At 73.1% G+C, this 25,882-nt stretch carries 23 protein-coding genes; 13 read left to right on the top strand and 10 right to left on the bottom strand.

What is annotated here, in order from left to right:
- Window positions 1-8 precede the first annotated feature (8 nt).
- The gene (locus tag OF852_RS13860; RefSeq protein ID WP_271119744.1) at window positions 9-1,169 is read left to right on the top strand and encodes an NAD(P)/FAD-dependent oxidoreductase; all 1,161 of its coding nucleotides are present in this window, start codon (window positions 9-11) and stop codon (window positions 1,167-1,169) included.
- Window positions 1,166-1,555 (top strand): Rid family hydrolase, encoded by a 390-nt coding sequence (locus OF852_RS13855; RefSeq protein ID WP_271119743.1) that lies wholly within the window; start codon window positions 1,166-1,168, stop codon window positions 1,553-1,555. The genes OF852_RS13860 and OF852_RS13855 overlap by 4 nt, the downstream gene beginning before the upstream one ends.
- Window positions 1,556-1,587: 32 nt before the next feature.
- On the opposite strand, the gene rsmI is transcribed toward OF852_RS13855, so the two are convergent.
- Window positions 1,588-2,397: a 16S rRNA (cytidine(1402)-2'-O)-methyltransferase gene (rsmI, locus tag OF852_RS13850; RefSeq protein WP_271119742.1), complete on the bottom strand. Its 810-nt coding sequence runs from the start codon at window positions 2,395-2,397 to the stop codon at window positions 1,588-1,590.
- Between the two features lie 50 nt (window positions 2,398-2,447).
- Here rsmI and OF852_RS13845 point away from each other — a divergent pair, with 50 nt between their 5' ends.
- From OF852_RS13845 to OF852_RS13835, 3 genes are all read left to right on the top strand, one after another.
- The gene (locus tag OF852_RS13845; protein ID WP_271119741.1) at window positions 2,448-4,091 is read left to right on the top strand and encodes a dolichyl-phosphate-mannose--protein mannosyltransferase; all 1,644 of its coding nucleotides are present in this window, start codon (window positions 2,448-2,450) and stop codon (window positions 4,089-4,091) included.
- 72 nt (window positions 4,092-4,163) lie between these two features.
- On the top strand, window positions 4,164-5,453 hold the full coding sequence (locus OF852_RS13840; RefSeq protein ID WP_271119740.1) for an O-acetylhomoserine aminocarboxypropyltransferase/cysteine synthase family protein: 1,290 nt from the start codon (window positions 4,164-4,166) through the stop codon (window positions 5,451-5,453).
- Between the two features lie 7 nt (window positions 5,454-5,460).
- On the top strand, window positions 5,461-6,054 hold the full coding sequence (locus tag OF852_RS13835) for a CoA-binding protein (protein ID WP_271119739.1): 594 nt from the start codon (window positions 5,461-5,463) through the stop codon (window positions 6,052-6,054).
- A gap of 133 nt (window positions 6,055-6,187) precedes the next feature.
- On the opposite strand, the gene OF852_RS13830 is transcribed toward OF852_RS13835, so the two are convergent.
- On the bottom strand, window positions 6,188-7,348 hold the full coding sequence (locus OF852_RS13830; protein WP_271119738.1) for an MFS transporter: 1,161 nt from the start codon (window positions 7,346-7,348) through the stop codon (window positions 6,188-6,190).
- Window positions 7,349-7,428: 80 nt separating this feature from the next.
- Between OF852_RS13830 and OF852_RS13825 the strand changes: the two genes are divergently transcribed.
- Window positions 7,429-8,307, top strand: a complete 879-nt coding sequence (locus tag OF852_RS13825) for a sulfurtransferase (RefSeq protein WP_271119737.1) — start codon at window positions 7,429-7,431, stop codon at window positions 8,305-8,307.
- A 62-nt stretch (window positions 8,308-8,369) separates the two neighbouring features.
- Complete coding sequence (locus OF852_RS13820; RefSeq protein WP_271119736.1) at window positions 8,370-9,128, top strand: MBL fold metallo-hydrolase; 759 nt, start codon at window positions 8,370-8,372, stop codon at window positions 9,126-9,128.
- A 42-nt stretch (window positions 9,129-9,170) separates the two neighbouring features.
- On the opposite strand, the gene OF852_RS13815 is transcribed toward OF852_RS13820, so the two are convergent.
- The 7 genes from OF852_RS13815 to OF852_RS13785 all read right to left on the bottom strand — a co-directional run bounded on the left by OF852_RS13815 (window position 9,171) and on the right by OF852_RS13785 (window position 14,850).
- Window positions 9,171-9,992, bottom strand: a complete 822-nt coding sequence (locus OF852_RS13815) for an aldo/keto reductase (RefSeq protein ID WP_271119735.1) — start codon at window positions 9,990-9,992, stop codon at window positions 9,171-9,173.
- Window positions 9,993-10,030: 38 nt separating this feature from the next.
- Window positions 10,031-10,981 (bottom strand): glycoside hydrolase family 16 protein, encoded by a 951-nt coding sequence (locus tag OF852_RS13810; protein WP_271119734.1) that lies wholly within the window; start codon window positions 10,979-10,981, stop codon window positions 10,031-10,033.
- 120 nt (window positions 10,982-11,101) lie between these two features.
- Window positions 11,102-12,082: a LacI family DNA-binding transcriptional regulator gene (locus OF852_RS13805; RefSeq protein WP_271119733.1), complete on the bottom strand. Its 981-nt coding sequence runs from the start codon at window positions 12,080-12,082 to the stop codon at window positions 11,102-11,104.
- A gap of 138 nt (window positions 12,083-12,220) precedes the next feature.
- Window positions 12,221-12,973 (bottom strand): ABC transporter permease, encoded by a 753-nt coding sequence (locus tag OF852_RS13800; RefSeq protein ID WP_271119732.1) that lies wholly within the window; start codon window positions 12,971-12,973, stop codon window positions 12,221-12,223.
- 1 nt (window position 12,974) lies between these two features.
- Window positions 12,975-13,901 carry an ABC transporter ATP-binding protein gene (locus OF852_RS13795; RefSeq protein WP_271119731.1) on the bottom strand — a complete coding sequence of 309 codons (927 nt, stop codon included), beginning with the start codon at window positions 13,899-13,901 and terminating at the stop codon, window positions 12,975-12,977.
- Entirely contained in the window at window positions 13,898-14,203 is a 306-nt protein-coding gene (locus tag OF852_RS13790; protein WP_271119730.1) for a transcriptional regulator, read from the bottom strand. The genes OF852_RS13795 and OF852_RS13790 overlap by 4 nt, the downstream gene beginning before the upstream one ends.
- Window positions 14,200-14,850 carry a hypothetical protein gene (locus OF852_RS13785; protein ID WP_271119729.1) on the bottom strand — a complete coding sequence of 217 codons (651 nt, stop codon included), beginning with the start codon at window positions 14,848-14,850 and terminating at the stop codon, window positions 14,200-14,202. Before OF852_RS13785 ends, OF852_RS13790 begins: the two co-directional genes overlap by 4 nt.
- A 95-nt stretch (window positions 14,851-14,945) precedes the next feature.
- Here OF852_RS13785 and hrpA point away from each other — a divergent pair, with 95 nt between their 5' ends.
- The 6 genes from hrpA to arfA all read left to right on the top strand — a co-directional run bounded on the left by hrpA (window position 14,946) and on the right by arfA (window position 24,673).
- Window positions 14,946-18,776 carry an ATP-dependent RNA helicase HrpA gene (hrpA, locus tag OF852_RS13780; protein ID WP_271119728.1) on the top strand — a complete coding sequence of 1,277 codons (3,831 nt, stop codon included), beginning with the start codon at window positions 14,946-14,948 and terminating at the stop codon, window positions 18,774-18,776.
- A 10-nt stretch (window positions 18,777-18,786) separates the two neighbouring features.
- Window positions 18,787-19,812 (top strand): LacI family DNA-binding transcriptional regulator, encoded by a 1,026-nt coding sequence (locus OF852_RS13775; protein ID WP_333781463.1) that lies wholly within the window; start codon window positions 18,787-18,789, stop codon window positions 19,810-19,812.
- Between the two features lie 126 nt (window positions 19,813-19,938).
- On the top strand, window positions 19,939-21,273 hold the full coding sequence (locus tag OF852_RS13770; RefSeq protein WP_271119727.1) for an extracellular solute-binding protein: 1,335 nt from the start codon (window positions 19,939-19,941) through the stop codon (window positions 21,271-21,273).
- On the top strand, window positions 21,270-22,208 hold the full coding sequence (locus tag OF852_RS13765; protein ID WP_271119726.1) for a carbohydrate ABC transporter permease: 939 nt from the start codon (window positions 21,270-21,272) through the stop codon (window positions 22,206-22,208). The genes OF852_RS13770 and OF852_RS13765 overlap by 4 nt, the downstream gene beginning before the upstream one ends.
- Window positions 22,205-23,092 (top strand): carbohydrate ABC transporter permease, encoded by an 888-nt coding sequence (locus tag OF852_RS13760; protein WP_271119725.1) that lies wholly within the window; start codon window positions 22,205-22,207, stop codon window positions 23,090-23,092. Before OF852_RS13765 ends, OF852_RS13760 begins: the two co-directional genes overlap by 4 nt.
- A gap of 45 nt (window positions 23,093-23,137) precedes the next feature.
- Window positions 23,138-24,673 (top strand): arabinosylfuranosidase ArfA, encoded by a 1,536-nt coding sequence (arfA, locus tag OF852_RS13755; protein ID WP_271119724.1) that lies wholly within the window; start codon window positions 23,138-23,140, stop codon window positions 24,671-24,673.
- 87 nt (window positions 24,674-24,760) lie between these two features.
- Here the strand turns inward: arfA and OF852_RS13750 are convergent, their stop codons facing one another.
- A complete protein-coding gene (locus tag OF852_RS13750; RefSeq protein ID WP_271119723.1) occupies window positions 24,761-25,759 on the bottom strand; it encodes a ribonucleotide-diphosphate reductase subunit beta in 999 nt (332 codons plus the stop codon).
- Between the last annotated feature and the right edge of the window lie 123 nt (window positions 25,760-25,882).

The raw sequence follows: 25,882 nt of genomic DNA, 5'->3' as shown, positions 1-25,882 counted from the left end.
GGAGGACCATGACCACCCCGACCAGCTCCGCGCAGATCGTCGTCATCGGCGGCGGCGTCGTGGGCGCGGCCGTGCTGCACGAGCTCGCTCACCGCGGCGTCGACGCCATGCTCATCGAGGCCGAACCCGACGTCGCCTACGCCGCGAGCGGCACGAACTCCGGCATCCTGCACACGGGCTTCGATTCGACGCCCGGGGAGCTCGAGACGGCGATGATCCTGCGCTCGGCCGAGCTGCGTCCCGCCGTCATGCGCGCGCTCGGCGTGCCCGTCATGCACGCGGGCGCACGGCTCGTGCCCAAGCGCGACTCGGATCACGAGACCGTGCGGGCGCTCGCGGACAACGCGACGCGCAACGGCGTCGACGTCGAGATCCGCGCCTCGGACGGCGCGCTGCTCGTGCCGGGCGAGCACGTCACGGACCCCGTCGCGTACACGCGCGCGCTCGTCGCGTCGGCCGAGGCCGCCGGCGCCGTCGTGAGGACCGCCGCGCGCGTCGTCGGGATGGAGGATGCGGGATCGCGCCTGCACGTCAGGCTCGCCGACGGTGCGGTGATCGAGTGCGAGCTCGTCGTCAACGCCGCGGGGCTGCGCGCCGACGACATCGCCCGCATGATCGGGGACGCATCGTTCGAGATCTACGCCCGCAAGGGCGAGTTCTTCGTGTTCGAGCTGCCCGGCGGCACCCTGCTCGACCACATCCTCCTGCCCGTGCCGACACCGCGCACCAAGGGCGTGCTCGTCTTCCCGACGCTCGACGGCCGGGTCGTCGCCGGACCCACGGCGCACGATCAGGACGACAAGGACGACTGGAGCGTCCGGCCGGCCGCCGCCGCCGAGATCCTGCCGAAGGCCTTCGCGCAGCTCCCGGCGCTCGAGGGGCTCACGCCGGTCGCGAGCTACGCGGGCCTGCGCCCCGCCGGCCGCGACGCGAACTACATCATCGAGACCTCGACGGCCGATGCGCGGCTCATCAACGTCGCGGCGATCCGCTCCACCGGCCTGTCGGCCTCGCTCGGGATCGCGGAGCGAGTCGCCGAGCTCGCGGGCGCCCGCGTCGCGGTCGGCGAGCGCCGGGCGGCGACCCCGACCGACCTCGAGCCGGCGCGCAGTCCGTGGTGGCGGCGCACCGCCGAACGTCGTGCCCCCGGGGTCGAGGTCGCGTCGTGAGCGGCGGCGAGCGCATGAACATCTCGTCGGGCTCGCCCCGCGAGCCCGTGCTCGGATACTCGCGCGCCGTGCGCGTCGGCCGGTTCGTCATGGTCGCCGGCACGACCTCCGGCGGCGTCGGCGACACCGCCGAGGAGCAGACTCGCGAGATCATCGCGCGGATCGCGACCGCGCTCGAGCGTGCCGACGCGACGCTCGCCGATGTCGTGCGGACCCGCGTCTACCTGACCGATCTCGAGCGCGACTTCGACGCGGTCGGCGCCGTGCACGGCGAGGTCTTCGGCGGCATCCGGCCGGTCACCGCGACGGTCGGCGTGCAGGCGCTGGCCGGGGCGACGACGCTCGTCGAGATCGAGGTGGACGCCATCCTGGCCGACGGGGCGTGACCGCAGACCGGGCTCGGGCCCGGGACGGCGGGTCAGCGCCGGCGGAGGGCCGACTCGTAGAGGTCGCGCTTCGAGAGGCCGGTGGCGGCGGCGACGCGGGCGGCGGCGTCCTTGAGGCGCTCGCCCGAGGCGGCGAGGGCGAGGACCTCCTCGACGGCCGCACCTTCGTCGGCGGCACGCGCGGGCGCCCCCTCGACGACGAGCGCGATCTCGCCGCGCGCGCCCTCCGCGAATCGCGCCGCGAGCTCGGCGAGCGTGCCGCGGGCCACCTCCTCGTGGAGCTTCGTCAGCTCGCGGCAGACCGCGGCCCGGCGCTCCGGCCCGAAGGCCTCCGCGAGCGCCCGGAGCGAGTCGCCGATCCGGTGCGGCGACTCGAAGAAGACGAGCGTGCGGGTCTCCGCGGCGAGCGCCCCGAGCACCGCGGCGCGACCCCGGCGGGGCAGGAAGCCCTCGAAGCAGAAGCGGTCGGTGGGGAGGCCGCTCAGCGCGAGCGCCGTGACGACCGCGCTCGGGCCGGGCAGCGCGGTCACCGTCACCTCGGCCGCGACGGCCGCGCGCACGAGCTCGTAGCCGGGGTCGCTCACGGCCGGCATCCCCGCGTCCGTGAGCACCAGGAGGTCGGCCTCGCGCGCCAGCTCGACGAGCTCCGCCGAGCGCTCGCGCTCGTTGTGCTCGTGGAGGGCGATCAGCCGCGGCCGGTTCTCGATCCCGAGCCCGCGCATCAGCTTGACCGCGATGCGGGTGTCCTCCGCCGCGACCGCCTCCGCGCCCTCGAGGGCCTCGACGAGCCGGCGGCTCGCGTCGCCGAGGTTGCCGATGGGCGTCGCCGCGAGGATGATCACCCGGCCATCCTGCCAGCGGTCGACGGGGCCGCGGCGGCTAGCATGGCGCCGTGAGCGATCGCCCGGGCTTCGACGAGGTCGTGGGCGCCCCCGAGCGGCCCCGCGCCGGGGCCGAGGCTCCCGACCCGGCCGAACCGGCATCCACCCGGACCGCGCTCGGCTCGCGCCTCGACCGCGCCTGGGCGCGCTGGATGTCGGACCCGCGTCTCGCGCGCGCCTGGCGCTGGGGCGGGCCGGCGCTCGTGCTGCTCGTCGCCGCGCTCACGCGGCTCGTCGGGCTCGCGCACCCGCAGCAGCTCGTCTTCGACGAGACCTACTACGTGAAGGACGCCTGGACCCTCGCGCACCTCGGCTACGAGGCCGCCTGGCCGGACGACGCCGACGCGGGCTTCGCGGCCGGCGACCCGAGCGGCTTCACGACCGAGGGCAGCTTCATCGCCCACCCGCCCCTCGGCAAGTGGATCATCGCGCTCGGGATGCTCGCCACGGGCGGCGGCGACCCCTTCGGGTGGCGGATCGGCGTCGCGATCTGCGGCATCCTCCTCGTCGCGCTCACGATGCTCACGGCGCACCGCGTCTTCCGCTCGACCCTGCTGACGGTCGTCGCGGGCGGGCTCCTCGCGATCGAGGGCAGCGCGATCGTCATGAGCCGGGTCGCGCTGCTCGACACCGTGCTCGCGCTCTTCGCGCTGCTCGGCGCGTACCTCGTGCTCCGCGACCGGGCGTGGGCGCGCGAGCGCCTCGACCGCTGGATGCTCGCGCGCGCGGGGGCCGGACGTCACGTCGACTGGGGTCCCGCGCTCTGGTGGCGGCCCTGGCTCCTCGCCGCGGGCGCGGCCTTCGGCGCCGCGGCCTCCGTGAAGTGGAGCGGTCTCTACTTCCTCGCCGTGTTCGCCGTCGCGACGCTCGTGATGGACGCGGTCGACCGGCGCCGCGCCGGGGTCGCCTTCTGGGCGAGCGGCACGATCTTCAAGCAGGCGCCCGTGAGCTTCCTCCTCAGCGTCCCGATCGCCGCGGCCGTCCACCTCGCGAGCTGGACGGGCTGGTTCGCGACCCGCGGCGGCTACGGCCGCGACGGCGTCGCCGGGGAGGCGGGCCGGCCCTGGGAGGGACTCCTCGCCTGGGTGCCGGGCCCGCTGCAGAGCTGGTGGCGCTACCAGTCGAGCATCTACGGCTACCACATCCGCGAGTCGTCGCCCCACGGCTATGAGAGCCCCGCCATCCTCTGGCCGTTCCAGGCGCGGCCGACGAGCATGTACTACTCGGATCTCGGCGACGGCACGGCGCAGACCATCACGGGCATCGCGAACCCGCTCATCTGGTGGGCGGCGACGGCGGCGATGGTGTTCCTCGTGGTGCGCTTCGCGCTGCGCCGCGAGCTGCCCGTCGGCTTCGCGCTGCTCGGCCTCCTCGCCGGCTGGGCGCCGTGGCTCCTGTACCCGCACCGCACGATGTTCCAGTTCTACTCGATCGCCTACGAGCCCTTCCTGCTGATCGGGCTGACGGCGGCGATCGGGGTCCTCCTGGGCTCGGCGCGCGACCGGAGCGCACGGCGGGTGCCGGCGCTCTGGACGGTCGGCGTCTTCCTCGGCCTGTGCCTGCTCATGACGCTGTACTTCCTGCCGATGTGGACCGGGTGGACGATCCCGCTCGAGCTGCTGCGCAGCCACTACTGGCTCCGCAGCTGGATCTAGCGGCGCCGGCCGCACGTTGCGCCGCGTGACGGCGGGGCGGGAGCCCTGCGCCGCCGCCGATAGCCTGGGCACATGGCTGATCGAGAGTACGGATTCCGCACGCGCGCGATCCACGCCGGCAACATCCCCGACCAGGTGACGGGCGCCCGTGCCCTCCCCATCTACCAGTCGAGCGCCTTCGTCTTCGACGGCACCGAGGATGCGGCGGCCCGCTTCGCCCTCCAGAAGTACGGCAACATCTACAGCCGCGTCTCGAACCCGACCGTCGCGAGCTTCGAGGAGCGCATCGCCTCCCTCGAGGGCGGACTCGGGGCCGTCGCGACCGCCTCCGGCCTCGGCGCCGAGTTCATCACCTTCGCCGCCCTCGCGGGCGCCGGCGACCACATCGTCGCGAGCGCCTCCCTCTACGGCGGCACCGTGACCCAGCTGGATGTGACGCTGCGCCGCTTCGGCGTCGAGACGACCTTCGTCTCCTCCTCCGAGCCCGCCGACTACGCCGCCGCGATCACCGAGAAGACGAAGCTGCTCTTCGTCGAGACGGTCGCGAACCCCTCCGGCGAGGTCGCCGACCTCGAGGGCCTGGCCGATGTCGCGCACGCCGCCGGCATCCCCCTCATCGTCGACTCGACGATCGCGACCCCCTACCTCAACCGCCCCATCGAGTGGGGCGCGGATGTCGTCATCCACTCGGCGACGAAGTTCCTCGGCGGGCACGGCACGACCCTCGGCGGCGTCGTCGTCGAGTCGGGCCGATTCCACTGGGCGAGCGAGCGCTTCCCGCTCTTCGACGAGACGGTCCCCCACTACGGCGGCCTCAACTGGCACGGCAACTTCGGCGAGTACGCCTTCCTCACGCGGCTGCGCGCCGAGCAGCTCCGCGACATCGGGCCGGTGCTCGCGCCGCACTCGGCGTTCCTGCTCGCGCAGGGCGTCGAGACGCTGCCGTTCCGCATGCAGGCGCACGTCGACAACGCGAGGATCGTCGCCGAGTGGCTCGAGCAGGACGACCGGGTCGAGTACGTCAACTGGGCCGGCCTCCCCTCGCACGCGCACCACGACCGCGCCGCGAAGTACCTCCCCAAGGGCCCCGGCTCGGTCTTCTCCTTCGGGGTGAAGGGCGGGCGCGAGGTCGGCCAGCGCTTCATCGAGTCGGTCGACCTCGCCTCACACCTCGCGAACATCGGCGACGCGAAGACCCTCGTCATCCACCCGGGCTCGACGACGCACGCACAGCTCACCGAGCAGCAGCTGCGGGATGCCGGCATCGACCCCGGCCTCGTGCGCCTCTCGGTCGGCATCGAGGACCCGGACGACATCGTGTACGACCTCGACCAGGCGCTCGACGCCGCGCTCAAGGGATGATGGGGGCATGACCGCGACGACCGGCACCGCGCCCGACGGGGCGACGCAGACCACGCAGCTGCAGAACGGGCTCACCTGCGAGCTCCCGGCGAGCTCGCCGCTCGCGAAGCTGCTCCGCTCGCAGCGCACCTGGGTCGGGCCGAGCGCGAAGGAGCGCCTCCAGATCCTCCGGAAGGCGAAGACGGTGGCGATCGTCGGCGCCTCGCCGAATCCGGCGCGCTCCTCCTTCTTCGTGTCCACCTATCTGCAGCAGTCGAGCGACTACGAGCTGTACTTCGTGAACCCGAACGCCGACGAGATCCTGGGCCAGAGGGTGTACCGCTCGCTCGCCGAGCTGCCGGTCGTCCCGGATATCGTCGACGTCTTCCGCCGCGCCTCCGACATCCCCTCGGTCGTCGACGAGGTCGTCGCGATCGGCGCGACGACCATCTGGATCCAGCTCGGCATCTGGAACGAGGAGGCGGCCTACGACGCGGAGGCGAGGGGCCTCACCGTCGTCATGGACCGCTGCATCAAGGTCGAGCACGCGCGCTTCCACGGCGGTCTGCACCTGCTCGGCTTCGACACCGGCCAGATCACGAGCCGCAAGACCCTCCGCTGACCCTGGATGTGAGTTTCTCCGCTTCCGCACCGAGGATCCTCAGTGCGGATGCGGAGAAACCGACGTCTCCCGTGCGAATGCGGAGAAACCGACATCTCCCGAGCGGATGCGGAGAAACCGACGTCTCCCGAGGTCAGTCCTCGACGGGGGCGGCGTCGCGCGGGTAGGCGAGCAGCAGCGCGCCCGAGGCGATCCAGACGACGCCGACGGCGCCGATGAGGAGGCCGGCCGGCAGCCCCGCGCCGACGCCCGCGATCGCGGCGCCCACCGCCGCGGCCGTCGCCCGGAGCCCCGAGCCGACCGTGAACACCTGCGAGCGCAGCGCGAGCGGGCTCTGCTGCTTGCGGAGCCGCAGCATCGCCGCCGTCGACGCCGCCGTGAAGATGCCGGCGGCGCCCGACACGCCGATCGTCCACGGCATCCCGAGATCCCAGGCTGCGAGGGCGAGGAGGGCGCCCGTCGCCGCGAAGCCCGCCCCCATCACCCAGACCGGCGAGCGGCTCGTCCAGCGGCGCACGGCGCTGCCGAGCGCGCCGAGCAGCCCGCCGATCGCGAAGGCGGTCACGATCCAGGCGCCCTGATCCGGCGTCCCGGCGCGCTCGAGGGAGAGCGCGACGGCCGCGATCGGCGCCGCGCCGCCGCCGACCTGGCTGAGCGTGCCGGATGCCGTGACGAGCGCGATGGGACGGTGCGTCGCGAGATACCGCGCCCCCGCCGCGATCGACCGCCCGAGGTGCGGCACCTCCGCCTCGCGGGCGCGCAGCCGCACCCCGAGCAGCCCGAGGGCGCCGAGGGCCGACACCGCCGCCATGAGCAGCAGCGCGGCCCGCGCGGAGCCGAGCGAGATCGCGAGCGACACGATCGCCGGCCCCACGACCGAGGCGATGTTGTACGACAGGGCGTCGTCCGCGTAGGCGCGCCGCTCGTCGGGGATCTCCTCCGTCACGAAGCTCGAGAGCCCGCCCATGACGAAGGGCGCCGAGATGCCCGCGAGCAGGAGCGCGAGGGCGACGAGCGGCACGGGCACGATCCCGAGGAAGGCGCCGACGGCGTAGCCGGCCGCCATCGCGGCGGCGCTCGCGAGCATGATCGTGCGCGGGCTGCGGGCGCGGTCGAGCCACGCCCCCGCGAGCGGCGCGACGAGTACGGCGGGCGCGAGCGACATCCCCGCGAGGAGGCCGCCGAGCGCGACGTCGTCGAGCTGCTGCACCGCCAGGATGGGGATCGCGACGATCGACCCGGCGCTCGCCATCCGGAGCGGGGTCGCGAAGCCGAGGTATCCGATCGCGCTCACCCGTCGAGCCTAGGGCGAGCGGGTGACGCCGTGTGTCGGCGACCGGGCGAGCGTCGACCGAGCGGTCTACCCTGGGGCGCATGAGCGCCGAGATCCTCCTCCCCGCGACCGCGCCCCTCGTCTCGACGCAGTGGCTCGCGGACCACCTCGGGGCCCGAGGACTCCTCGTGCTCGACGCGACCGTGCAGGTCTCCCCCGACGCCGAGGGCCGGCCCTCGCTCGCGAGCGGCGCCGAGGCCCACGTCGTCGACGGCCACCTCCCGGGCGCCGTGTTCGCCGACCTCCTCGGCGGGCTGTCGGATGCCGCATCCCCGCTCCGCTTCACGCGCCCGGCTCCCGAGGCGCTCGCGCTGGCCCTCGGCGCGCTCGGCGTGCACGAGGAATCGGCGGTCGTCGTGTACGACGACGCGCACGGCCAGTGGGCGGCGCGGCTGTGGTGGCTGCTCCGCTCCGCCGGACACGAGCGGGCCGCCGTGCTCGACGGCGGGCTCGAGCGCTGGCGGCGCGAGCAGCGGCCGCTCGAGACCGGGCACGTCGAGCCCTCGCCCGCGGTGCTCGCCACCGCGCCGAGGCCCGAGCTGTGGGCGCGGCGCGAGGAGGTCGAGGCGGTCTCGGCCGGCGACGCGCCCGGCTCGCTCGTGTGCGCGGCGCCCGCCGCCGAATACCGCGGGGAGCGCGCCGCCGCGGCGCGCCCCGGGCACATCCCCGGCAGCGTCTCGATCCCGCTCGCCGCCCTCCGCGACCGCGAGTCCGGGCGCCTGCACGTCGGCGAGGCACGGGATGCCGTGCTCGCCCCCGCCCGCACCGGCGGTCGCATCATCGCGTACTGCACCTCGGGGGTCGCGGCCTGCGCGGCCGCCCTCGCACTGGTCGCCGCGGGCGAGGAGGCGGTCTCGGTCTACGACGGCTCGCTCGAGGAGTGGGCGGCGGTGCCGGGCGCACCCCTCGTCACGGTGTGAGCCGGCCGGGCATCGTGGACGGCGCACAGCGAGCGCCCGATCGCGCCCCCTAGGCTCGGACCATGTCGACGACAGCCGTGACGCTGGTGGGCGGACCGACCGTGCTCCTCGAGTGGGCCGGGCTCCGCATCGTGACCGATCCGACCTTCGATGCGCCGCAGGAGTACGCCGAGTCGGGTTCCACGACGCTCGTCAAGACGGCGGGTCCGGCGATCTCGCGCGGCGAGCTGGGACCGGTGGATCTCGTGCTCCTCTCGCACCACGGGCACAAGGACAACCTCGACTGGGAGGGCCTCGAGCTCCTCGCGACGGGTGTCTCGACGCTCTCGACGCGCGAGGCGGCGAGCGATCTCTGGGGCGGCAGCGTCGTCGGCCTCGACGACTGGGAGTCGCAGGCGCTCGGCTCGATCACGATCACGGTCGTGCCGGCGCTCCACGGCCCGAGCGGCTCGGAGCGCTTCGTCGGGCCGGTCGTCGGCTTCGTGCTCGAGGCGCCCGACGCCCCGACCGTCTACGTCTCGGGCGACAACGCCTCGCTCCCCCTCGTCGGCCAGATCGCGGAGCGCTTCGGCCCGATCGACGTCGCGGTGCTCTTCGGGGGCGGGGCGCGCGTGCCGCGCATCGACGGCACGCTGACGCTGACCGCCGAGGAGGCCGTGCGCGCCGCCGAGGTCCTGCGCGCGAGCCGGGCGGCGGTCGTCCACACGGACGGCTGGGCGCACTTCACGGAGTCGCGCGAGGACGTCGAGCGCGCCTTCGCCGGCAGCGCGGTCTACGTCGCGACACCGCTCGGCGAGCGCGTCGTCCTCGACGAGCGCTAGCCGCCCGCCGAGACCGTGGGCCGGCTGGCAACGGCCTCCGGCTCAGCTCACCTCGTCCGGGTGCGAGCCGACGCGCTTGCCCTGGTCGAGCGCGTCGAGCGCCGCGAGCTGCGCCTCGTCGAGCTCGAAGCCGAAGACGTCGAAGTTCTGGGCCATGCGCTCGCGGGAGTTCGACTTCGGGAACACGATGATGCCGCGCTCGAGGTGCCAGCGGATGACCACCTGGGCCGGCGAGACGCCGAGGGCCGCCGCCGCATCCGCGACCGCCGGCTGCGCGAAGAGCTCGTACTTGCCCTGGCCGAGCGGACCCCAGGCCTCGGTGCGGACGCCGAGCGGCTCCTGGAAGGCGCGGAGCTCGCGCTGCTGGAAGGCGGGATGCAGCTCGACCTGGTTGACGGCGGGCGTCGTCGAGCTCTCCTTCATGATGAGCTCGAGGTGCGGCACCTGGAAGTTCGAGACGCCGATGGATCGCGTGCGGCCGGCGGCCTTGAGCTCCTCCATCGCGAGCCAGGCGCCGAGGTAGGTCTCGCGCTGCGCGACGGGCCAGTGGATGAGGTACAGGTCGACGTGGTCGAGGCCCAGCTTCTCGAGGCTGCGGTCCATGGCCTCCGCGGCGGCGGGCTGGTCGTCGTTCCAGAGCTTCGTCGTGATGAAGAGCTGCTCGCGGGGGATGCCGGAGGCGGCGATCGCGCGGCCGACGCCCTCCTCGTTGCCGTAGATCGCGGCGGTGTCGATGTGCCGGTAGCCGAGCTCGAGCGCGTCGGCGACGATGCGCTCCGTCTCGCCCGGGTCGACCTTGAAGACGCCGACGCCGAGCTGCGGGATCTCGGTGCCGTCGTTGAGCTGGAGTGCGGGGACCGTCATGGCTCCAGCCTACGGTCCCCGCACGCCCGCCGCCGAGCTCAGCCGCGCGTCGACACCTGCACGTAGTCGACGACCATCGGATGACCCGGCTCGGTCTGGTCGTTCGGGAGCGCGCCCCCGAAGGCGCCCGGGAAGCCCCCGCCCATCGCGACGTTGAGGATCACGAAGTAGCCGTGCTTCGTCGCGCTGTCCCACGTCTGCTGATCGACCTGGTCGGCGCGGACGGTGAAGTAGTTGACGCCGTCGCGATACCAGCGGATCTCCTCGACGGCGGTCGAGCGGTCGTACTCGACGGCGTAGCTCGAGAAGCTCTGGCGGCATCCGTCGCAGCTCTGCTCGCCGCTCGTGAGGCCCGTGAACTCGTTGCACGGGCCGCCGGGCGCGACACCGCAGTGCATGGCGCCGAAGTGCGAGGGCCGCCCGTTGACAGACTCGAGGATGTCGATCTCGCCGATGCCGGGCCAGTTGGTGGCGCCGACGGGTCGAGCCGCGTCGCCCAGCATCCAGAAGGCGGGCCAGTAGCCCATGCCGTTCGCGTCGGTCACATCGGGCTGCTTGATGCTCGCCTCGACGCGGAGCACGCCGCCCGCGGGCGCCGCGAAATCGGTGCGCTGCGTCTCGATGCGGCCCGAGGTCCAGCTCCCGTCGGCCTGCTTGCGCGGGGTGATGGTGAGGTTGCCCTGGCCGTCGAGCGCCACGTTCTCGGTCGAGTCGGTATGGGAGGCGATCTCGCCCGTGCCCCAGTTCGGCTCGCCGCCCGGATAGCTGTGGCCGATCTGGTGGATCCAGTTGCCGCGGTCGATGCCGCTGCCGGCGGGGCCGTCGAAGTCGTCGAGGAACACGCGGGTGAAGCCGCCGGGCGGGGCGGGTGCCGAGGCCGGCACGGCCTCCTCGGCGCTCGCGGCGGCGGTGGCGCCGAACGGCACGAGCAGCGCGATGCCGGCGGCCGCGGCGATGGCGGCGGTGCGGCGCAGGGTGCGTCCTTGCATGGGGTGACCTCCTCGTCGTCGCCTCCGGGATGCCGGCGCTCGACCGCCATCCCGGAAACGTTTTCAACGCGAGCGTACAACAGGGCCCCCCGAACGGGGGTCAGGATTCGGAGGCGATGCTCAGGCGGGCGCGGGACCCGTCGACTCGCGGACCACGAGGCTCGTCGGCAGCAGACGCGCCTCGGGCACGCCCTCCTCGCCGTCGCCGCGGTCCATGAGCGCGCGCAGCTCGTCGAGGATCGCCGCGCCGATCGCCACGTCGTCCTGCGCGATGGTCGTGAGGGCGGGTCGGACGAGCGCCGCCGACTCGATGTCGTCGAAGCCGACGATCGAGATGTCCCGCGGCGCCTGGAGCCCCGCGTCCGCGATGGCGTGGAGCGCGCCGATCGCCATCTCGTCGCCCTGGACGACGACGCCCGTCGGGCGCTCCGGCAGCTCGAGCAGCCGGCGCATCGCGTCGTAGCCGCTCTGGAGGAAGAAGTCGCCGTACTGGACCGCGCCCTCGCCGAGCGCGAGGCCCAGGCCGGCCGCGCGATCCGCGAAGCCCTGGAGGCGCTCGTCGCTCGCGTGCATGCCCGCGGGGCCCGCGATCGTCGCGATGCGGCGGTGCCCGAGCTCGTGGAGGTGGTCGACCGCGGCCCCCGCGCCGCCGCGGTTGTCGCTCGTGACGTAGCGGGCGCTCGGGCCGAGCATCGGCACGTCGAAGGCGACGCTCGGAAGGCGCTCCGACAGCAGCGAGGCGACGCCAGGGTGCGCGGAGTCGACGCCCATGACGACGACGCCGCCGATCGTGTGCTCGCGCGCGGCGCGCACGAAGTCCTGCTCGTCGCCGCCCGTCGAGAGGATCGCGAGGTGGGCGCCCGCGGAGTCGAGGGCGACCTTGATGCCGACGAGCACGTCGAGCAGGAAGGGCTGACGGCGGCCGATGTGCACGTAGTCGGTGCCCCAGATGAGGCCGATCGTATCGGAGCGGCGGCGGACGAGGGCGCGGGCGCTGGCGTTGGGCCGGTAGCCGAGCTCGTCGGCGATCCGGACGACCTTCTCGCGGGTCGCGGCGCTGACCTCCGAGCGGTTGTTGAGCGCGCGGGACACGGTCGCCATCGAGACTCCGCTGCGTCGGGCGACCTCGCGGATATCCATGCCCGACATCTTCTCAGAACGGGGCGGGGAGGCCGGATTCTCCACAGGCGCGTCCGGAAGCGTATCCGGGCCGGACACCCGCGTGGCGCGAGACGCGGGCTACCGGAAGCGGCGCCCCTCGTCGCGGCGGAACAGCAGGAGCGACAGGATCCCGAGCCCGAGCGTCCAGGCGAGCGAGCCGAGCAGCGCCCACAGCGGCGCCTCGCCGCCCTGCACGGCCCAGATCACGACCTCCCGCGCGTGCCGCGTCGGCAGCGCGTGCGAGATCGCGTCGAGCCAGGCCGGGAACGCGGCCGGCGGCACGAAGAGCCCGCCGCCGAAGGCGAGCGCGAAGAACAGCACCTGGATGACGGCGATCGCCGCCTTCACGGGCATCGAGAACCCGATCGCCACCCCCATGAGCATGAAGGGCAGGGAGGCGAGCGCGAGCACGCCGAGGCCCAGCGCGATCCGCCAGAGCTCCGCCTCAGCGGGCGTCAGCAGCGCGCCGATCGCGATGAGCGGCACGAGCGACACGAGGCTCAGCCCGCCCGTCGCGACGAGGTGCCCGAGGATGCGAGCCGCCCCCGAGGCGGGGAGCGTGCGCAGGTACGGATCCCACGGCTTCTCCCGGGCCTCCGCGATCGTGAGGCCGAAGTTGAACAGGCTCCCGACGCAGAGCGAGAAGACGGCGAGCGAGATGACGGCCTGCGTCGCCGCGGCGGGCCCCATGCGCTCCGCGTTCGGCACCACGAAGAAGACGAGCGCGAGCGCCGGGAAGACCGCGGTGCCGATGACGGCGATCGGGATGCGGAGCGTCTCGAGCAGGTTCGCGCGGGCGTGGACGCCCGCGAGGGCGAGGGTCGTGGGCATGTCAGGCCGCCTCGTGGTCGGGGCGCGGCGCGGGCCGCGCGTCGGTCAGGTCGAGAAAGGCCTCCTCGAGGCTCGCGCCGCGCACCTCGATCCCGGAGAACGGGATGCCGGAGCGGACGAGGGCGCGCACCGCGGCATCCGCGTCGGGGGCCGTGAGCGACACGCGCCCCTCGCCGTCGGGCTCGACCCGGGCGACGCCCGGCAGCGCGGCGAGCGCCGCGACGGCCTCGGGCCGCTCGATCCGGAGCCGGATGCGGCTCGCGCCGACGCGGGCGAGGACGCCCCCGAGCGCATCGTCCGCGAGCACCCGGCCCTGCCCCGTCACGACGACCCGCTCCGCGAGCGCCTCGATCTCCTCGAGGTAGTGGCTCGTGAGGACGACGGTCGCGCCGGCCTCGTGCTGCCGACGGATCGCCGCCCACAGCGTGCGGCGCGCATCCACGTCGAGGCCCGTCGTCGGCTCGTCGAGGAGCACGAGCCGCGGGCGGCCCGCGAAGGCGAGGGCGACGCTGAGCCGGCGCTGCTGCCCGCCCGAGAGCGAGCCCGTCTGCCGGCGGAGGAGCTCCCGGAGCCCGAACTCCTCGGCGAGCTCGCCCGCCGGGGCGCGGTCCTCGAAATGGGCGGCGACCAGCTCGATGACCTCGCCGACCCGGAGCGTCGGCGGCAGCGCCGTCTCCTGCGGGGTCGAGCCGAGCCGCCGGCGGCTCGCGGCATCCCGGGGGTCGCCCCCGAAGAGCCGGACCTCGCCCGAGCTCGGGCGCCGCAGCCCCTGCACGAGGCCGAGGAGGGTCGACTTCCCGGCGCCGTTCGGGCCGAGGAGCCCGACGATGCGGCCGGGGCCGATCTCGAGGCTGACGTCGTCGACGGCGGTCAGCGCGCCGAAGCGGCGCGAGACCCGGTCGAGGCGGACGAGCGGCTGCTCGGTCATGCGGGGCTCCCCTCTCCGCCGAGCACGGCGCGCAGCTGCTCGGCGTAGGACTCGAAGGCGCGCCGGCCGCGGCGGCTCAGCGCGAGGTAGGTGACGGGGCTGCGGCCCCGGTGGGCCTTCTCGACCTCGACGTAGCCGGCGTCCTCGAGCTTGCGGAGGTGCGTCGAGAGGTTGCCGGCGGTCATGGCGAGCTGCTCCTGCAGCCGCGGGAACGCGATCCGGTCGCCCTCGCCGATCGCCGCGAGCGCCGCCGTGATCCGCAGCCGGGCGGCCGCGTGGATGACCGGATCGAGCTCGCTCACGCCAGCCGCCGCATCCTGATGCTCGCGACGACGCCGCCGGCGAGGAGGGCGCCGCCGGCGATGAGCGCCATCGCGAGGTAGTTGGCGGGGGCGCCGAAGAAGGGGCTCACGGAGCCCGCGATCGCGACGACGACGGCGATCACGAGCTGGTCGATGGAGCCCCAGAGCATGGCGCCGGCGAGATAGAGCGCCGCGAGCACGAGGGCGTAGGCGCTCGGGAAGTAGAGGGCCGCGAGCTCCGGCGGCATGCCGTTCCGGATGAGCGCCATGCCGATCGCGGCGGCGCCGACGCCGAGGATCGTCCAGGACCACCCGTAGACCATGCCGACGAAGCTCGACTGCCCGCGCATCCCCCGGTTCGAGCGGATGCCGACGACCATCGAGACGACGACGCCCGCGATGATGAGCGCGGCGAAGACGGGCACGGCGACGACGCCGGGGATGTGGACGGGCGCGCCCGACTCGCGCCAAGACGCCCAGAGGACGAGGTAGCCGACGAGCCACGCGCCGCCCCACACGTAGTAGTAGACGGGCACCTGCCGGATGGCGCTGCGGGTGGCGCTGCGCCGCTCGCCCTCGATGATGGCGAGCGCGGCGGCGGGGTCGAGGGGCTGCTCGTCGTGCTGCACGTCGCTCGGTCCGGTCATGCACCTACTTTGCAATGCAAAGCACTTTGCGTCAAGCCGCGGATGCGAGGGGCGGGCTCGGCCCGGCCCCCGGCGACGTACGATGGGAGGCTGTCATGAGCCCCGTCGACCTGCCGCCCATCACCTACCCGCCCGAGCTGCCCGTCAGCGCCCGGCGGGAGGACATCGCGCGCGCCATCGAGCGCGCGCAGGTCGTGATCGTCGCGGGCGCGACCGGCTCCGGCAAGACGACGCAGCTGCCGAAGATCCTCCTCGAGCTCGGCCGCGAGCGGATCGGCCACACCCAGCCCCGCCGCATCGCCGCGCGCTCGATCGCCGAGCGCGTCGCCGAGGAGCTCGGCGTCGAGCTCGGCGGCCTCGTCGGCTACCAGGTGCGCTTCACCGACACCTCGAGCGCCGACACACGCGTCAAGCTCATGACCGACGGCATCCTCCTCGCCGAGATCAACCGCGATCGCGAGCTGCGCCGCTACGACACGATCGTCATCGACGAGGCGCACGAGCGCAGCCTCACGATCGACTTCCTCCTCGGCTACCTCAAGCAGCTCCTCCCCCGCCGACCCGACCTCAAGCTCGTCATCACCTCCGCGACGATCGACCCCGAGAGCTTCGCGCGCCACTTCGCCGACGCCGAGGGGAACCCGGCCGAGATCGTCGAGGTCTCCGGGCGCACCTACCCCGTCGAGGTGCGCTACCGGCCGCTCGTCGCGGAGGGCGCCGAGGGGGATGCGGACGAGGACGCCCCCGACGCCGGCGATCGCGATCAGGGCCAGGGCATCGTCGAGGCGCTGCGCGAGCTCGAGCGCGAGGAGGCGGGCGACGTGCTCGTCTTCCTCTCCGGCGAGAACGAGATCCGGGATGCCGAGGACGCGATCCGCGGCTCCCTCGCCGGGCGCGCGGCCGCCGAGACCGAGATCCTGCCCCTCTACGGCCGCCTCAGCGCCGCCGACCAGCACCGCGTCTTCGGGCGCCGCGGGCACGGCATCCGCCGCCGCATCGTCCTCTCGACGAACGTCGCCGAGACGAGCCTCACGGTGCCGGGCATCAAGTACGTGATCGACGCGGGCACGGCGCGCATCAGCCGCTACTCGGCGCGCGCGAAGGTCCAGCGGCTGCCGATCGAGGCGATCAGCCAGGCGAGCGCGAACCAGCGCTCCGGGCGCGCGGGCCGCACGAGCGACGGCATCGCGATCCGCCTCTACTCGGAGGACGACTACGCGCGGCGCCCCGAGTACACCGACCCCGAGATCCTCCGCACCAACCTCGCCGCCGTCATCCTGCAGATGATCTCGCTCGGGCTCGGCGACATCCAGGAGTTCCCCTTCCTCCAGCCGCCCGACTCGCGCGGCGTCGCCGACGGCCTCGACCTCCTGCGCGAGCTCGGGGCCATCGCGCCCGATCGCACGACCGGCACCGACCGGATCACGCGCACGGGCCGCGACCTCGCCCGCCTCCCCGTCGATCCGCGCTTCGGGCGGATGCTCGTCGAGGCCGGCCGGCAGGGGGTCGTGCGCGAGGTCGCCGCGATCGTCGCGGGGCTGAGTCTCCAGGACGTGCGCGAGCGGCCCCTCGAGGAGCGCGCGAAGGCGGACGCGCTGCACGCCCGCTTCGCCGACCCGACGAGCGACTTCCTCGGCCTGCTCAAGCTGTGGCGCCACCTCGAGCGCGAGCGCCGCGAGCGCAGCGGCAGCGCCTTCCGGCGCATGGCGCGCGCCGAGTACCTCAACTACCTCCGCATCCGCGAGTGGCAGGACCTCGAGGCGCAGCTCCGCCGCGCCGCGAAGGACATCCGGCTCGAGGTCGGGCCGATCCGCGACGGGGTGGATGCGGATGCCGTGCACAAGGCGCTGCTCGCGGGGCTCCTCAGCCGGATCGGCCTCCGCGACGACCGCCAGAAGGACCAACGCCAGCGCGGCCGCGAATATCTGGGCTCGCGCGGTCAGCGCTTCATGATCTTCCCCGGCTCCTCGCTCGCGAAGAAGGGGCCGCCGGCCGTCATGGCGGCCGAGCTCGTCGAGACGAGCCGGCTCTTCGCGCGCACGGCGGGCGCGATCGACCCGCTGTGGGCCGAGCAGCTCGCGGGCGACCTCGTGAAGCGCCAGTACTCCGACCCGCACTGGGAGCAGAAGCAGGGGGCGGCGATCGCCCTCGAGCGGGCGACGCTCTACGGGGTGCCGATCGTGCAGCGGCGCAAGGTGCAGCTCGCCCGGGTCGACCGGCCGCAGGCGCGCGAGCTCCTCATCCGCCACGCCCTCGTCGGCGGCGAGTGGCCGGGCGACATCCGCCGCGACCCGCTCTACGACTTCGACCGCGCGAACCGGGCGCTCCGCCGCGAGCTCGGCGAGATGGAGGAGCGCACCCGCCGTCGCGACATCCTCGTCGACGACGAGGCCGTCGTCGACTTCTACGAGGCGCGGATCCCGGAGGAGGTCGCGAGCGTCCGGGAGTTCGAGGGATGGTGGCGCCGTGAGCGCCGGGACCGCCCGCGGCTGCTCGAGATGACCCGCGACGACCTCCTCGGCGGCGAGGGCTCGCTCGACGAGACCGCCTACCCGAGCGAGTGGCGGGATGCGGATCAGCGGCTCGCCCTCCGCTACCGCTTCGAGCCGGGTGCGAGCGACGACGGCGTCACCGTCGACGTGCCGCTCGCGCTCCTCCCCCGCATCGAGAGCGCGGGCTTCGACTGGCTCGTGCCCGGGATGCGTGAGGAGCTCGTGACGGCGCTGCTCAAGACCCTGCCGAAGGCGATCCGGCGCAACGTCGTGCCGGCGGGCGACTGGGCGCGCCGCCTCATCGCGCAGCTCCCCGAGCAGCCGGAGGGCCCGCTCACGACGGCCCTCGCGGGCCTCATCCGCCAGGCCGCGCACGTGCCCGTCGCCCCGGAGGACTTCGACCTCGACCGGCTCCCGCCGCACCTCCGCGTGAGCTACGCGGCGGTCGACGAGCGGGGTCGCCGCGTCGGCCGCTCGAAGGACCTCGAGGAGCTGCGCGGCTCGCTGGGCGAGCGCGCCCGCCAGAGCGTCGCGCGCGCCGCGACGACCCCCCAGAGCGATCTGGAGCGCTCCGGGCTCACCGCCTTCGACCTCGAGGAGCTGCCCGAGCACCTCGACGTCCGCCAGGGCGGCAACACCATCCGCGCCTACCCGGCGCTCGTCGACGAGGGCGCGAGCGTCGCGGTGAGGCTGCTCGGCACGCGCGCCGAGCAGGAGGCGGCACACGGCCGCGGCATCCTCCGCCTGCTCGCCCTCGCCACCCCCAGCCCCGCGCCCCACGTGCAGGAGCACCTGACCCACGCGGAGAAGCTCGCGCTCGCGACGAGCCCGTACCGCTCGACCGCGGCGCTCATGGAGGACGCGCTCCAGGCGGCGATCGGCGAGGTCGTGCGGGGGCGCGCCCCGCGCACGAGCCGGGAGTTCGAGGCGCTCCGGGCGGAGGTCGCCGACGGCCTCCTCGACCGCGTCTTCGCGGTCGTCGCGCAGACGGCCGCCGCGCTCCAGGCGGCGCGCGAGGCGGATCGGGCGATCGCGAAAGCCTCGACCCTCGCGCTCATGTCGCCGCTCGCCGAGGCCAGGGCGCAGCTCGACGCCCTCGTGCACCCCGGCTTCGTGGCCGCGGCCGGCGCCGAGCGCCTGCGCCGCATCCCCGTCTACCTCCGCGGGATCGTGTACCGCGTCGAGCGGATGGCCGAGAACCTGGGGCGCGACCGGCAGTGGATGACGGAGGTCGAGCAGGCCGTCGAGCTCTACCGGAAGGCGGGCGGCACCCTGCCGCTCCCGGCGGATGCGGCGCCGCGGCTGCGCGAGGTGCGCTGGATGCTCGAGGAGCTGCGGCTGAGCCTCTTCGCACAGCCGCTCGGCGCACAGGGCCCCGTCAGCGTCGCCCGGATCCGCAAGGCGCTCGAGGCCCCCGCGGCCCCGCGCGGCTAGGGTTGCCCGCATGGCGATGGGGAGCGGCGTGCCGCGCGCGACCGTGAAGGACGTGGCCGCGCTCGCGGGCGTCTCGCCGAAGACGGTCTCGAACGTCGTGGGCGGCACGGTGTTCGTGAAGCCGGAGACGCGCGAGCGCGTCGAGGCCGCGATGGCCGAGCTCGACTACGTGCCGAACCTCAGCGCACGCGGGCTCCGCAACGGGCGCACGGGCGTCGTCGCGCTCGCCCTCCCGGACCTCGGCACCGCCTACTCGGCCGACCTCACCCGGCACTTCGTGCAGCACGCCCACCGCCGCGGGTACGCGGTCCAGATCGAGGAGACCGGCGGCGAGCCCTCCCGCGAGTACTCGCTCATCTCGAAGGCCCGCTCCCATCTCATCGACGGCGTCGTCCTCAATCCGGTGCGGCTCGAGGACAGCGCCGTCGAGCACGCCGACCGCCTGCCGCCCGCGGTGCTGATCGGCGAGGTCGAGCAGGATCGCGCGGATCAGGTCCGCATCGACAGCACGGCGGCGGCGCGGCAGATGACCGAGCACCTCATCGAGCGCGGTGCCCGCCGGATCGCGGCACTCGGCGCCCCCGGGCCGGGGCTCGACACCTCGACGAGCCGGCAGCGGCTGCAGGGCTACCGCGAGGCGCTCGCGGCGGCGGGCCTGCCGGCCGACCGGGACCTCGAGATGCCCTGCGACGACTGGACGATCTCGGCCGGCGCCGACGGCACGGCGGCGCTGCTCGACGCGGGGACCGCGGTGGATGCAGTGTTCGGCTTCACCGACTCGCTCGCCCTGGGGGCGCTGAGCGCGCTCTCGGCGCGCGGCGTCCGCGTCCCCGCGGACGTGCTCGTCGCGGGCTTCGACGACGTCGAGGCGGCGCGCTTCGCGGTCCCGCCGCTGACGACGATCGGCTTCTCACGGGAGGCCTTCGCGGGCGCGGCTCTCGATCTGCTGCTCGAGCGGATCGAGGACCGCGGCGGCGAGCGCCGGGTCGTCGAGGTGCCGACGGAGCTCATCGCGCGAGCCAGCACCGCCTCCTGATGTGAGTTTCTCCGCGTTCGCCGCGCGGATCCGCGCGGCGAACGCGGAGAAACTCACATCAGGAGGGGTTGACGCTCTGTTACAACGATGTAATGTGGGGGCACCCCCAGTCACGAAGGAGTGACCATGCCCCATCAGCTCTCGAGACGCCAGGTCCTCGCAGGCGGACTCGGCGGACTCGCCGCCCTCGGCGCCGCCACCCTGGCCGGCTGCGCACCCCAGGTCGCGGGCGCGGCCGGCGCCGTGCCGCTCAAGTTCTGGCACCTCCTCTCCGGCGGCGACGGCGTCCGCATGTCCGGCATGCTCGACGAGGTCAACGCGGGCGGCGACGTCGCCGTCCGCCAGACCGTCCTCGCCTGGGGCACGCCGTACTACACGAAGCTCGCCATGGCCTCCGTCGGCGGCCGGGCGCCCGACATCGCGATCATGCACGCGAGCCGCATGCCCGGCTATGCGCCCGGCGGCCTCCTCGACCCCTGGGACCTCGACGAGCTCGCCGAGGCCGGCGTCGACGAGACGACGTTCAGCGCCCCCGTCTGGGAGAAGGGCTTCTCCGGAGACCGGCTGTTCTCGGTCGCGCTCGACGCGCATCCCTTCGTGCTCTTCTTCAACCAGGACATCGCCGATCGGGCGGGCGTGCTCGACTCCGACGGCCATCTGCCCCCCGTCGACAGCCCCGAGGGATTCATCGACCTCGCCCGGGAGGTCGGCGGCGTCAGCGAGGGCCGCCCGCTCTCCTTCGGCTACCTCGGCGACGGCGCCCAGATGTGGCGCCTCTTCTCGACCTTCTACCGCCAGCAGGGCGCCACCATGGAGCTCCCGGAGGGCGGGAGGCTCGAATGGGAGGAGGACGCCGCCGTCACCTCACTCGCCTACATGCAGGAGCTGCTCGACGACGAGATCGCGGCGAACCGGAACGACTACGCGAGCGCCAACGCCGAGTTCCAGACCGGCCAGAGCGGCATGATCTTCTCCGGCGTCTGGGAGCTGCCGGCGATGCTCGACATCGGCCTGCCCGTCGGCGGCAGCCCCATCCCGACGCTCTACGGGACGCCCGCCGCCTACGCCGACTCGCACGCCTTCGTGCTCCCGCACCAGAACTCGCCCGACCCCGAGCGACGCGCGGCGACCTACCGCTTCGTCGCCGAGCTGCTCGGCGCGAGCGGGGCCTGGGCGGAGGCCGGCCACATCCCCGCCTTCCTGCCCGTCACCGAGAGCCCCGGCTATGGGCAGCTGAAGCCCCAGGCCGACTACGCCGCCGCCGCCGACATCGTCCACTACGACCCCACCGCCTGGTTCACGGGTGCCGGGAGCAACTTCCAGGGCGACTTCGGCGAGGCCGTGCAGGGCGCGCTGCTCGGCGGAGGCGACCCGGCCTCGGCGGTCCGCGCCTTCCAGACGCGCGTCGACCAGCTGCTCTCCCGACCGAACCCGGTCGACCCCGAGGGAGGCTCGCGATGACCGCCACCGCCGCACGCCCCGCCACCGCCCGGCCGGAGCAGGTCCGCACCGCGCGCCGCCGCGGCCGCCGCCGCGAGCAGCTCGTCGGCTGGGGCTTCCTCGCCCCCTTCCTCGTCGCCTTCGCGCTCTTCCTCGTGTGGCCGATCCTCAACGGGCTCTACCTGAGCTTCACCGACCTCTCCCTCGCGGGCACGGGCGGCGGCATCATCGGCCTCGAGAACTACGCCGAGGCGCTCGGCGACCCGACCGTCTGGCAGTCCTTCGGCAACACGGTCTGGTTCACGCTGCTCAGCACCGTGCCGCTCGTCCTCGTCGCGCTCGTCATGGCGATCCTCGTCGACCAGGGGCTGCCCGGTCAGTGGCTGTGGCGGCTGTCCTTCTTCATGCCGTTCCTGCTCGCCTCGACCGTCATCTCCCAGATCTGGGTCTGGATCTTCAACCCGCAGTTCGGCGCCGCGAACGGCGTGCTCGCCTGGTTCGGGATGCCGCCCCAGGCGTGGCTGCAGGATGCCGACACGGCGATGGTCTCGGTCGTCATCGCGACCGTCTGGTGGACGGTCGGCTTCAACTTCCTGCTCTACCTCGCGGCGCTGCAGAACATCCCGGCGCAGCAGTACGAGGCGGCCTCGCTCGACGGCGCCGGCACCTGGCGCAAGCTCGTGTCGATCACGCTCCCCCAGCTCGCGCCCACCACCGTGCTGATCCTCATCCTGCAGGTGCTGGCGTCCCTCAAGCTGTTCGACCAGGTGTACCAGATGCTCGGCGGGGCCTCCTCGCCGACGACCCGCTCGATCGTCCAGTACATCTACGAGACCGGCTTCACCGGCTACCGCTTCGGCTACTCGGCGGCGATCAGCTACGTCTTCTTCGCCGTCATCATCATCATCGCGGTCGCGCAGCTCGCGATCACCCGCCGGCGAGGAGGCCGCGCATGACCACCGACGCGCTCCACCCGGAGCTCCGCATCCGCCGCCGCGAGCGCAAGCCCGGCGAGAAGCCCTTCGGCCCCGCGCGGGTCGCCGCCCTCGCGGTGCTCGCGATCCTCGCGGCCGCGTGGCTGCTGCCCTTCCTGTGGGCGGTCGACACCTCGCTCAAGACCGAGGTGGATGCCGCCTCCACCCCGTCGTGGATCCCCGCGAACGGCTTCACCCTCGACGCCTTCACCGCGATCCTCTCGCAGGGCAACGTGCCGGTCTGGGCCTGGAACAGCCTCTGGACCTCGCTCTGGGTGACCGTCATCACGGTCGCGATCTCGGCGCTCGCGGGCTACGCCTTCTCGCGGCTCGAGTTCCGCGGGCGGAAGGTGCTCTACGGCGCCGTCATCGCATCGATCATCGTGCCGCCGCAGGTGCTCATCATCCCGCTGTTCCACGAGATGCTCGCCTTCGACCTCGTCGACACGCATCTCGGACTGATCCTGCCGCAGGTCGTCGCGCCGCCCATGGTCTTCATCCTCAAGAAGTTCTTCGACAACGTGCCCGTCGAGCTCGAGGATGCGGCCCGCGTCGACGGCGCGAGCCGGCTCCGCGTGTTCTGGTCGGTCGCGCTGCCGCTCTCGCGCCCCATCCTCGCGAGCGTCGCGATCTTCGTGTTCATCTCGGCCTGGAACAACTTCCTCTGGCCCTTCCTCGTCATCAACGACACCTCGCTCATGACGCTGCCGGTCGGCCTCCAGACCGTCATCAGCGCCTACGGCGTGCAGTACGCGCAGGTGATGGCGCAGGCCGTGCTCGCCGCGCTGCCGCTCATCGTCGTGTTCCTCGTCTTCCAGCGCCAGATCGTCAAGGGCGTCGCCACGACCGGCTTCGGCGGCCAGTAGCGCGCCGTCGCCTCCGCATCCCGATCCCCGAACCCAAGGAGCCCCATGTCCCGCGCCCGCATCACGATCGACCGCGACTTCACGATCGGGGAGGTGCCCCGCCGCCTCTTCGGCTCCTTCGTCGAGCACATGGGCCGCTGCGTGTACACCGGGATCTTCGAGCCCGGCCACCCGGAGGCCGACGAGCACGGCACCCGCCGCGACGTGCTCGAGCTGGTCCGGGAGCTGGGTCCGACGGTGGTCCGCTACCCGGGCGGCAACTTCGTCTCCGGCTACAACTGGGAGGACGGGGTCGGCCCCGTCGAGGACCGCCCGCGCCGCATCGACGGCGCCTGGCACACGATCGAGACGAACGCCTTCGGCCTCCACGAGTTCGTGCGCTGGGCGCGCGAGGCGGACGTCGAGATCATGGAGGCCGTCAACCTCGGCACCCGCGGCGTGGATGCGGCGCGCGAGCTCGTCGAGTACGCGAACCACCCCGGCGGCACCCGCCTCTCGGATCTGCGGAGGCAGCACGGCTCGGCGGAGCCCTTCGACATCAAGCTGTGGTGCCTCGGCAACGAGCTCGACGGGCCCTGGCAGATCGGCCACAAGACCGCCGCCGAGTACGGCCGCCTCGCGCAGGAGGCGGCGAAGGCGATGCGCTACGTCGACCCCACGATCGAGCTCGTCGCCGTCGGCTCCTCGAACCGCCAGATGCCGACCTTCGGCAGCTGGGAGCACACCGTCCTCACGCACGCCTACGACGAGGTCGACTACATCTCGCTCCACGCGTACTACCAGGAGGATGACGGGGATGCGGCGTCCTTCCTCGCGGAGGCGGTCGACATGGACGCGTTCATCGAGGGCGTCGTCTCGACCGTGGACGCCGTCAAGGCGGCCGGCAAGCACACGAAGGACGTGCAGCTCTCCTTCGACGAGTGGAACGTCTGGTACCAGCGCGGTCTCGACACCGAGGACCAGCCGCACAACGTGCAGAAGACCTGGCGCGAGCACCCGCGCCTCATCGAGGACACCTACAACGTGACCGACGCGGTCGTCGTCGGCACCTTCCTCAACTCGCTGCTGCGCCACGGCGACCGGGTGCGGATCGCGAACCAGGCGCAGCTCGTCAACATCATCGCCCCCATCCGCTCGGAGGAGGGCGGGCCGGCGTGGCGCCAGTCGATCTTCTGGCCCTTCGCCCGGATGTCGGCGCTCGCGAAGGGGCGCATCCTGCGCACCGCGGTCGACTCGGACCGCTACCCGACGAGGAAATTCGGGGATGCCGACCTCGTCGACGTCTCGGCGACCTGGGACGAGGAGTCGGGCCGTGTCGCGCTGTTCCTCGCGAACCGCGGGCTCGAGGAGTCGGCCGAGGTGACGGTCGAGCTGCGCGGCCTCACGGCGGGCCGCGTGACGCGCGCCGAGGTCCTGACGGTGCCGGAGGGCGGCGACCGCCGCACCGCGAACACCGAGCAGGCGCAGGATGCGGTGGGCCTCGCGCCGCTCGAGGGCGTCGGCACGCAGGACGGCGTCCTCCACGCGACGCTGCCCCCGCTCGCCTGGGCGGTCATCGAGCTCGAGGTCTCGCGGGGCTGAGCCGCGCCGGCTCGGCGCCCCGGACACGACTCGGCGCCCCGGATGATTCCGGGGCGCCGAGTCGTCCAGCCGTGCTGCGCTGGGGCGTCAGCTGCCGCGGGTCGCGGACCCGGCCGACGCGTTCGACTCGTAGGAGGTGTTCGTCGACTCGAAGAAGTTGACGAGCTGGAGGGTGTCGTTGGCCGTCGCCATCCACTTCGCCGGGTTCGTGACGTTGTAGTGCGCCTCGAAGCCGAGCTCCTCGAGCCGGCGGTCGGCCAGGTACTTGACGTACTGGTTGATGTAGGAGGCGTTGAGGCCGAGGATGCCGTTCGGCAGCAGGTCCTGGTTGTACTGCTCCTCCATCTCGACCGCGTCGAGGATCATCTGCTTGATCTCGGTCGCGAACTCCTCCGTCTGGAGGTCGGGGTTCTCCTCGAGGACCGTGAGGATTAGGTTGATCCCGAACTTCAGGTGCAGCGACTCGTCGCGCACGATCCAGTCCATGAGCGAGCCGAAGTTGCGCAGCAGGTTCCGCTGGCGGAACGAGAGCGCGACCATGAAGCCCGAGTAGAACCAGATGCCCTCGAGGATGATGTTGTACGCGACGAGGTTGCGGATGAAGTCCTGCTTGCCCTTGGTCGTCGTGATGTCGAGCGTCTCCTCCGTCATGCGGCGGATGAAGTTGACCTCGAACTCCTCCTTGCGCGCCATCGAGGGCACGTCCACGTGGGAGTTGTAGGCCGCATCCCGATCGATGGGGAAGGTCTCGAGCACGTACTCGAAGGACATGCAGTGGTTCGCCTCCTCCCACATCTGCTTCGCGAGGTAGAGGTGCGCCTCGGGAGCGTTGATGTAGGGGTAGACGCCGAAGGCGAGCGCCTTGTTGACGAGCAGCTCGTTCGGGTTGAAGTAGGACATGAGGAACGTGATCGCGTGGCGCTCCTCGTCCGTCATCTTCTTGAAGTCGGCGATGTCCTCGCCGAGCTGGATCTCGTTCGGGAACCAGGTGTTCGCGACCGCCTGGTCGTAGAGGTCCATCGCCCACTTGTAGGTGACGGGCTTGAGGAGGAGTCCCTCCTTGATTCCGGTGCCGAGGATCGGCATGTCAGCTCATCTCGCTTTCGAGGTCGTTCGTGCGTCGGGGTCGGGGCCGGTGCGTGCGCCTACTGGCAGCTCTCGCACTGGAGGAGGTCCATCGGGTCGACCGGGATGTCGTAGCCGTCGATC

The organism is Homoserinibacter sp. YIM 151385 (genome assembly GCF_027912415.1).
Classification (GTDB): domain Bacteria; phylum Actinomycetota; class Actinomycetes; order Actinomycetales; family Microbacteriaceae; genus Schumannella.
Note: the sequence above shows the minus strand (reverse complement) of the source record. Positions and strands in the feature narration are given on the sequence as shown.

Excerpts from the sequence above, each read along its gene's own strand:
- arfA (WP_271119724.1), top strand. The coding sequence starts at position 23,138 with ATGTCCCGCGCCCGCATCACGATCGACCGCGACTTCACGATCGGGGAG.
- OF852_RS13760 (WP_271119725.1), top strand. The coding sequence starts at position 22,205 with ATGACCACCGACGCGCTCCACCCGGAGCTCCGCATCCGCCGCCGCGAG.
- OF852_RS13765 (WP_271119726.1), top strand. The coding sequence starts at position 21,270 with ATGACCGCCACCGCCGCACGCCCCGCCACCGCCCGGCCGGAGCAGGTC.
- OF852_RS13770 (WP_271119727.1), top strand. The coding sequence starts at position 19,939 with ATGCCCCATCAGCTCTCGAGACGCCAGGTCCTCGCAGGCGGACTCGGC.
- OF852_RS13860 (WP_271119744.1), top strand. The coding sequence starts at position 9 with ATGACCACCCCGACCAGCTCCGCGCAGATCGTCGTCATCGGCGGCGGC.
- OF852_RS13840 (WP_271119740.1), top strand. The coding sequence starts at position 4,164 with ATGGCTGATCGAGAGTACGGATTCCGCACGCGCGCGATCCACGCCGGC.
- OF852_RS13820 (WP_271119736.1), top strand. The coding sequence starts at position 8,370 with ATGTCGACGACAGCCGTGACGCTGGTGGGCGGACCGACCGTGCTCCTC.
- OF852_RS13800 (WP_271119732.1), bottom strand. The coding sequence starts at position 12,973 with ATGCCCACGACCCTCGCCCTCGCGGGCGTCCACGCCCGCGCGAACCTG.
- OF852_RS13750 (WP_271119723.1), bottom strand. The coding sequence starts at position 25,759 with ATGCCGATCCTCGGCACCGGAATCAAGGAGGGACTCCTCCTCAAGCCC.
- hrpA (WP_271119728.1), top strand. The coding sequence starts at position 14,946 with ATGAGCCCCGTCGACCTGCCGCCCATCACCTACCCGCCCGAGCTGCCC.
- OF852_RS13835 (WP_271119739.1), top strand. The coding sequence starts at position 5,461 with ATGACCGCGACGACCGGCACCGCGCCCGACGGGGCGACGCAGACCACG.
- OF852_RS13815 (WP_271119735.1), bottom strand. The coding sequence starts at position 9,992 with ATGACGGTCCCCGCACTCCAGCTCAACGACGGCACCGAGATCCCGCAG.
- OF852_RS13825 (WP_271119737.1), top strand. The coding sequence starts at position 7,429 with ATGAGCGCCGAGATCCTCCTCCCCGCGACCGCGCCCCTCGTCTCGACG.
- OF852_RS13810 (WP_271119734.1), bottom strand. The coding sequence starts at position 10,981 with ATGCAAGGACGCACCCTGCGCCGCACCGCCGCCATCGCCGCGGCCGCC.
- OF852_RS13795 (WP_271119731.1), bottom strand. The coding sequence starts at position 13,901 with ATGACCGAGCAGCCGCTCGTCCGCCTCGACCGGGTCTCGCGCCGCTTC.
- OF852_RS13785 (WP_271119729.1), bottom strand. The coding sequence starts at position 14,850 with ATGACCGGACCGAGCGACGTGCAGCACGACGAGCAGCCCCTCGACCCC.
- OF852_RS13805 (WP_271119733.1), bottom strand. The coding sequence starts at position 12,082 with ATGGCGACCGTGTCCCGCGCGCTCAACAACCGCTCGGAGGTCAGCGCC.
- OF852_RS13775 (WP_333781463.1), top strand. The coding sequence starts at position 18,787 with ATGGCGATGGGGAGCGGCGTGCCGCGCGCGACCGTGAAGGACGTGGCC.